8 protein-coding genes are annotated in these 6886 nt (G+C 64.1%); all 8 read left to right on the forward strand.

Annotated features, from left to right (window positions below; translation table 11 throughout):
• Positions 1–5: 5 nt before the first annotated feature.
• The 8 genes from pabB (at position 6) to AC13EK_RS24535 (ending at position 6836) form a co-directional block, all read left to right on the forward strand.
• Positions 6–1184 carry an aminodeoxychorismate synthase component I gene (gene pabB, locus AC13EK_RS24500; RefSeq protein WP_069337500.1) on the forward strand — a complete coding sequence of 393 codons (1179 nt, stop codon included), beginning with the start codon at positions 6–8 and terminating at the stop codon, positions 1182–1184.
• Between the two features lie 32 nt (positions 1185–1216).
• A complete protein-coding gene (locus AC13EK_RS24505; RefSeq protein WP_004210299.1) occupies positions 1217–1840 on the forward strand; it encodes an aminotransferase class IV in 624 nt (207 codons plus the stop codon).
• Positions 1841–2024: 184 nt separating this feature from the next.
• Complete coding sequence (locus tag AC13EK_RS24510) at positions 2025–3227, forward strand: pyridoxal phosphate-dependent aminotransferase (protein WP_017500850.1); 1203 nt, start codon at positions 2025–2027, stop codon at positions 3225–3227.
• 310 nt (positions 3228–3537) lie between these two features.
• Positions 3538–3699 (forward strand): hypothetical protein, encoded by a 162-nt coding sequence (locus AC13EK_RS24515; RefSeq protein ID WP_170319005.1) that lies wholly within the window; start codon positions 3538–3540, stop codon positions 3697–3699.
• Entirely contained in the window at positions 3686–4360 is a 675-nt protein-coding gene (gene msrA / locus AC13EK_RS24520; protein WP_069337499.1) for a peptide-methionine (S)-S-oxide reductase MsrA, read from the forward strand. Before AC13EK_RS24515 ends, msrA begins: the two co-directional genes overlap by 14 nt.
• An 85-nt stretch (positions 4361–4445) precedes the next feature.
• On the forward strand, positions 4446–5564 hold the full coding sequence (locus AC13EK_RS24525; protein ID WP_069337498.1) for a zinc-binding dehydrogenase: 1119 nt from the start codon (positions 4446–4448) through the stop codon (positions 5562–5564).
• 37 nt (positions 5565–5601) lie between these two features.
• Positions 5602–6129 (forward strand): GNAT family N-acetyltransferase, encoded by a 528-nt coding sequence (locus tag AC13EK_RS24530; protein ID WP_069337497.1) that lies wholly within the window; start codon positions 5602–5604, stop codon positions 6127–6129.
• A gap of 479 nt (positions 6130–6608) precedes the next feature.
• Positions 6609–6836, forward strand: coding sequence for a hypothetical protein (locus tag AC13EK_RS24535; protein ID WP_483022430.1), 228 nt, complete (start codon positions 6609–6611; stop codon positions 6834–6836).
• Positions 6837–6886 lie beyond the last annotated feature (50 nt).

Genomic DNA, 6886 nt, shown 5'->3' on the forward strand with positions numbered 1-6886 from the left:
ACGCCATGCGCCTGCCTGGTCCCACCGAAGCCTTTGCCCTGTTCGACGATGCGCGCGTCCAGGGGGCAGCGCCCGCACGGCTGTATCGCGATCCGGTGTCGGTCATCGCCGCCTGGCGGATGGAGGAAGTGCAGCCCGCGCTCGACCGCATCGCCGAAGCGCGCGAGGCGGGCCTCCATGCCGCCGGCTATATCAGCTATGAAGCCGGGCTGGCGCTGGAGGATCGGCTGGCGCCGATCGCGCACCGCCCGCCCAAGGGCGGCCCGCAGGCCATGCCCCTGCTCTGGTTCGGCCTGTTCGAGGGCTGCCGCTTCATCCCGGCCGATGGCGTCGCGGACCTGCTGCCCGATCCTGCGGCGGTCAGCGTCGATGCGCCCTGGCCGCTCGTCAGCGAAGCCGACTATCGCGCGCAGTTCGACCAGGTGCAGGAACTGATCCGTGCCGGCGACATCTATCAGGTCAATCTGACCTTCCCGTGCGAATTGCGCTTCGCCGGCGATCCGATGGCGCTCTACGCGGCGCTGCGTCCGCGCGCGCAGGCCGGCTATGGCGGCGTCGTCAACATTGGCGGGCATCAGATATTGTCCTTCTCGCCCGAACTCTTCTTCACCCAGGTGCGCGGGCAACTGACGGCGCGGCCGATGAAGGGCACCGCCGTGCGCGATCATGATCCGGAACGGGATGCCGCCCTGGCGACCGAGTTGGCGCGCGATGCCAAGCAGCGCGCCGAAAATCTGATGATCGTCGACCTGTTGCGCAATGATCTGTCGCGGGTGGCGCGGGCCGGATCGGTCACGGTCCCTGACCTGTTCAAGGTCGAAACCTATCCGACCGTCCATCAGATGGTCTCCACCATTCGCGGCCGGGTGCTGCCGGGGCTGGCGCCGGTCGACGTGCTGCGGGTGCTTTTCCCCTGCGGATCGATCACCGGCGCGCCCAAGGTGCGGGCGATGGAGATCATCGACATGGTCGAGCCTTTTGCCCGCGGCGTCTATACCGGGGCCATGGGCTGGATGGATCCGGCGGGGGACGCGGCTTTCAATGTTGCCATTCGCACCATTTGCGTCGAAGAAGGAAGCGGTATCGGTCGCCTGGGCCTGGGTTCCGGCATCGTTGCGGATTCGGATGCGTCGGCCGAATGGGCGGAATGCCTGGCCAAGGGGCGCTTCCTGTCGCTGGGATGAAAGATGATTGCAGTGGGGCGTGAATAGGTTCGATGTCGGTGGCTGACGGACGATATGATCTGCTCGAGACCATGGCCTTCGATCCGCATGAAGGCGTGCGTCTGCTGGAACTGCATCTGGGCCGGCTGAAGGACAGTGCGCAGGCGCTGGGCTTCGCCTTCGACCGCCACAGCGTGCGCAACGAGCTTCAGGCCGCCACTTTCCGCCTGCGCGAACTCAGCCGCGTGCGGCTGCTGGTGTCGCGCCAGGGCTCGGTGTCGATCGAGGTGCGCGAACATCGCACCTGGCCCAAGGCGATCATGCAGGTGAAGGTCGTGCCCCGGCTCGCCGCCGCCACGGATCCGCGGCTGGAGCACAAGACCACCGACCGTTCCCTCTATCGCGACGCGCTGCAGCGCGGCGGCACCTATGAGGTGCTGATGACCGACGAACAGGGCTATCTGACCGAAGGCTGCTTCTCCTCCATCTTCGTGGAGCGGGGCGACAAGCTGGTGACGCCGCCGGCCTCGCGCGGGCTGCTGCGCGGAATCCTGCGCCAGAGCCTGCTCGATATGGGCGAGGCGGTGGAGGGCGATCTGCGCATCCATGATCTGGAACGCGGCTTCTTCATCGGCAATGCGTCGCGCGGGATGGTCGCGGCCTCGCTGGTCCGATAGTTTTCCTAGGACGCGCACAAGCCAATAACCGGCAACTGGCGGTTGCTCCGGCGTCCTTTGCGCACTAAGGACCGCCGCGTCTGCCTGCGCGGCAGGCAAGGAGATAATATTATTTTTGTCGCGATGCCGTCGAACGCGGACTCTTTTGTCCGTCTGGGCATCGCTCTGGAGAAAGATCATTGCCATGAGCCAGACTTCCGCAGCCCTCGGTCGCATCCAGCCCTCCGCCACCCTGGCGATGAGCGCGCGCGTGAATGCCCTTAAAGCCGAAGGCGTGGACGTCATTGGTCTTTCGGCCGGCGAACCCGATTTCGACACGCCCGATTTCGTCAAAGAGGCGGGGATCGAGGCCATTCGCAAGAATCTGACCCGCTATACCGATGTCGACGGCACCGCCGACGTCAAGGAAGCCGTGGCCTTCAAGTTCAAGCGCGACAATGGCCTGATCTACAAGCGCAGCCAGATCAGCGTGAACTCGGGCGGCAAGCACACGCTTTTCAACGCGCTGGTCGCCACCGTCGACGTGGGCGATGAAGTCATCATCCCGGCGCCCTATTGGGTCAGCTATCCCGACATCGTGAACTTCGCCGGCGGCACGCCCGTGTTCATCGAAGGCCCGGCCAGCCAGGGCTACAAGATCACCCCGGCGCAGCTCGACGCCGCGATCACCCCGCGCACCAAGTGGGTGATGCTCAACTCGCCGTCCAACCCGTCGGGCGCCGCCTATTCGGCGACCGAGCTCAAGGCGCTGGGCGAGGTGCTGCTGCGTCACCCGCATGTGCTGGTGATGACCGACGACATGTATGAGCATGTCTGGTACGCGCCGACCCCCTTCGCCACCATCGCCCAGGTGTGCCCGGACCTTTATGACCGCACCCTGACGGTCAACGGCTGTTCCAAGGCCTTCTCCATGACCGGCTGGCGCATCGGTTTCGCCGGCGGTCCCGAATGGATCATCAAGGCGATGGGCAAGCTGCAGTCGCAGTCGACCAGCAACCCCTGCTCGATCAGCCAGGCTGCCGCCGTGGCCGCGCTGACCGGCCCGCAGGATTTCCTGGAAGAGCGCAATGCCGCCTTCAAGAAGCGCCGCGACATGGTCGTCGCCATGCTGAACGACGCGCCGGGCCTCGACTGCCCGACGCCTGAAGGCGCCTTCTATGTCTATCCCGACGCCAGCGGCGTGATCGGCAAGGTGACGCCCAAGGGCCAGCGGATCGACAGCGATGAAGCGCTGATCGGCTATTTCCTCGACGAAGCGAAGGTCGCGGCCGTCCATGGCGCCGCCTTCGGCCTCTCGCCGGCCTTCCGCATCAGCTATGCGACCTCGGAAGAGGTGCTCAAGACCGCCTGCGTGCGCATCCAGGAAGCCTGTGCAGCGCTGAAGTGATCTCCGGCCGATGATCGTCGGCCTGCAATAAGCTCTTGAAAATTCGGTCGCGATCCTGTCTATCGCGGCCGGATTTTTCCATTGTCTCAAAAAATGAAACGGTCTTTTTCGCATTGCAGCGTCTTGTGATTGACGCCGCAGGCGCTATATGCCCGTTGCGTAAAGAAACTTATGTGCGGTGGCATTTCGTCGCTTCGCTCCCGTCCTTGGTCGAAAGCCGCTGTCCGGCGCGATCATGTTCAGACAGGGGCAAGGCGCAATGTCCTACCGGGCGACGATCGCGAAGATATCGCGACAGAAAGGCTTGGCCATGTTGGCGTTTTTGAAATCCGAATTGTTCTTCCGCTTCCTGGGTGGCTTTGCCATCGGGGCGGTCGCGATGTTCGCGCTTCAGCCCAATAATGAGCCGCCGGCGCTGACCTCGACCGCGATCGCGTCGACCGCGACCCCTGTCGGCAGTGCGGCGCTCTAAGGGCCTTTTCCTACTTCCCCTTGCGGCGCTCGCCGCCGCGTCTTCCCCATTGCATGCCGAACCTGCCGTCCCCACGCCGATTCCGGCGCTGGATGCGCAGCCGACCCGATCGCTGGAAACCGCGATCTTCGCGGGCGGCTGCTATTGGGGTGTCGAGGGCGTCTTTTCCCATGTGAAGGGCGTCAGGCTCGTCGTGGCGGGGTTCGCCGGCGGCCCGCGCGACCGCAAGGTCGATTATGACATGGTCAGCGGCGGCGATACCGGTTTCGCCGAGTCGGTCCGGGTCACCTATGATCCGAAGATCGTCAGCTATGGCACGCTGCTGCGCATCTTCTTCTCGGCTATCACCGATCCTACCACGCTCAATTATCAGCGGCCCGACAGCGGCACCCAATATCGCAGCGCGCTCTTCCCGCTCAATCCAGAGCAGGACAGGGCAGCGCGCGCCTATCTCATACAGTTGCGGAAGGCCGAGCTGTGGCGCGATCCGATCGTGACCAAGGTGGAGGCCTTCACCGGCTTCCAGGATGCCGGGGCCGATCATCAGGACTTCATGGCCCGCTATCCCTATCATCCCTATATCCAGCGCTGGGACATGCCCAAGCTCAAGGCATTCCGCGCCATGTATCCCACGCTCTACCGCGCGGTCCCCGCCGCCTGATCGCGCCGATGCTGGCCGATGGCGACGTGGCAGGCTAAGCCCCAATCATCGCCGCCAATGTCATCGCCGCCAAGGGAGCCTCCTCATGTCCGACATCACCGGTCTGCAAATTCTTTCGACCCTCGCGCCCGATGGCCGCCTGACCGTATCGCTGGCAGAGCAGACCCTGCCAGCGCCGACCGGATCTCAGGTCGTGCTGCGGGTCGAGGCGGCACCGATCAATCCATCCGATCTCGGGTTGCTGCTGGGGTCGGCCGATGTCGACCATGCCGAATATGGCGATGGCTATCTGGTGGCGCAGATGCCTGAGGCGTCGATGCGTGCCATGGCCTCGCGCCTGGGTGAAGCGATGTCGGTCGGCAATGAAGGGGCTGGCACGGTGATCGCAGCGGGCGAAGCGCCGGAGGCGCAGGCGCTGCTCGGCAAGCGCGTCACCTGTGTGCCGGGCGGCATGTATGCCCAATATCGGCTGGTCGACGCACGTGCCTGCATGGTCTTGCCGGATGATGCCACGGCGGAGCAGGGGGCATCGGCCTTCGTCAATCCGATGACTGCGCTCGGTTTTGTCGAAACCATGCGGGCGGAGGGGCACAAGGCGCTGGTCCATACCGCGGCGGCCTCCAACCTTGGCCAGATGCTTGTCAAAATCTGCCAGGCGGATGACATTCCGCTGGTCAATATCGTCCGTAGCCCGGCGCAGGTCGCGCTGCTGCGCGATCTGGGGGCGCAGCATGTGCTCGACAGCACGGCCGACGATTTTGCCGAACGGCTGGTCGCCGCCCTGACCGAAACGGGGGCGACCATTGCCTTCGATGCGATCGGCGGCGGATCGCTGGTCAGCCGGATATTGGGCGCGATGGAGCAGGTGGCGAGTGCGGGCGCTGCCTATAGCCGCTATGGCTCCGCCACCATGAAGCAGGCCTATATCTATGGCGCGCTCGACCTGTCGCCGACCTTGCTGACGCGCAGTTTCGGCTTCAGCTGGCGGGTCGGCGGCTGGCTGCTGACGCCCTTCCTGGCGCAGGCGGGGGCGGAAACGGTGGAGCGGATGCGCGCCCGCGTGCGTGACAATCTCACCGGCCTCTTCGCCAGCCACTATAAGGCGCGCCTGTCGCTCAGGGATGCGCTGACGCGCGACGCGGTGCTGGCCTATAATGCCCGGCGCACCGGCGAGAAATATCTGATCGTGCCGGAACCGGCCTGAGCCCTAATATGAACCCATCAAGGAGTGACCTGCGCCAATGACCATTCGGGATGCCAGCCCGGCCGATGCCCCGGCCATCGCGGCCATCTATAATGACGCGGTCGTCAACACGACGGCGATCTGGAACGAGCATCAGGTCGACGCCGCCAATCGCCGCGCCTGGCTGACGGAGCGGCAGGGGCAGGGCTATCCGGTGCTGGTCGCGGTCGATGCGCTGGGCGACGTTGTCGGCTATGCCTCCTTTGGCGACTGGCGCGCCTGGGATGGCTATCGCAACACGGTCGAACATTCGGTCTATGTCCGAGCCGATCAGCGCGGGGCGGGAATCGGCAAGACGCTGATGCTCGCCCTGATCGATCGCGCCCGCACGATCAGCAAGCATGTCATGGTCGCCGGCATCGAGGCCGGCAATATCGGGTCGATCCGGTTGCACGAACGGCTGGGCTTCACCCAGGTCGGTCTGCTGCCGCAGGTCGGCATGAAATTCGGCCGATGGCTCGACCTGGCCTTCCTGCAACTGACGCTGGATACACGCGCCACGCCCGACACGCGCCTGGCCGACTAAAGCTACTGGACAATTCGGCCGGTCCGCAGACGATCAAAAGCTGCCCCCACCATCGCTGACCTTACCATATCCGTCATCCCGGACTTGATCCGGGATCCATTCAGCGCTCCCCATCCGTCGTAGCGCATAATGGATCCTGACATTTGTCAGGATGACGCCGGTTGTGAGGGGCAAGAAACGACTAAGAGCGGCGGTAAATTCCTCCCCTGCAAGGTTCGCTAGAGGCGCGCGACTCTGCCGAAGGGAGCCACGAAGTGGTGGAGGGGTGTCACCCAATCGAGAGGGCGACACCCCTCCGTCTGGCCTGCGGCCAGTTCAAGGGAGACACGGGTCTCCCTTGAACTCCCCTAGCAGGGGAGGATGGTCCGCAATCGACCATTGCTTGCCGTCCGTTCGGAAAATTGGATTGCCCGCAACTGGCCATTCGTTCAGCTTGACCAATTGAGTCTGGGGGGCGTCGTATGGGCCAAAAGGAACGAATGGACTGCTCGAACAATGCTTGGGAAGCGGCACCTTGGGATGCCAGTGATGAGATTGCCGACAGTCAGTTGAAAGGGTTCCAGCAGCGGTCCGAATGGCCGATTTTTTGGACCTCTGTTCGAGAATCGTCCGCAGAATTGGGTCACGTCCGTCAATGTGGTGTAATTTCGGTGCTGGCCATCGGGCTGCATTTTCAGGCGGCCTTGGGTGTAATCTGTAGCGGCTGAACCTCCTCGGTTATGGGTGTGGCAAGGGCGGCCATGCCCTCGATCTGCAT

Source organism: Sphingobium sp. L-44 (genome assembly GCF_056859495.1).

What these genes read in the sequence shown, in the direction of transcription:
- pabB (WP_069337500.1), top strand. Translation starts at nt 6, where the DNA reads ATGCGCCTGCCTGGTCCCACCGAAGCCTTTGCCCTGTTCGACGATGCG.
- AC13EK_RS24525 (WP_069337498.1), top strand. Translation starts at nt 4,446, where the DNA reads ATGTCCGACATCACCGGTCTGCAAATTCTTTCGACCCTCGCGCCCGAT.
- AC13EK_RS24515 (WP_170319005.1), top strand. Translation starts at nt 3,538, where the DNA reads ATGTTGGCGTTTTTGAAATCCGAATTGTTCTTCCGCTTCCTGGGTGGC.
- AC13EK_RS24510 (WP_017500850.1), top strand. Translation starts at nt 2,025, where the DNA reads ATGAGCCAGACTTCCGCAGCCCTCGGTCGCATCCAGCCCTCCGCCACC.
- AC13EK_RS24530 (WP_069337497.1), top strand. Translation starts at nt 5,602, where the DNA reads ATGACCATTCGGGATGCCAGCCCGGCCGATGCCCCGGCCATCGCGGCC.
- AC13EK_RS24505 (WP_004210299.1), top strand. Translation starts at nt 1,217, where the DNA reads ATGTCGGTGGCTGACGGACGATATGATCTGCTCGAGACCATGGCCTTC.
- AC13EK_RS24535 (WP_483022430.1), top strand. Translation starts at nt 6,609, where the DNA reads ATGGACTGCTCGAACAATGCTTGGGAAGCGGCACCTTGGGATGCCAGT.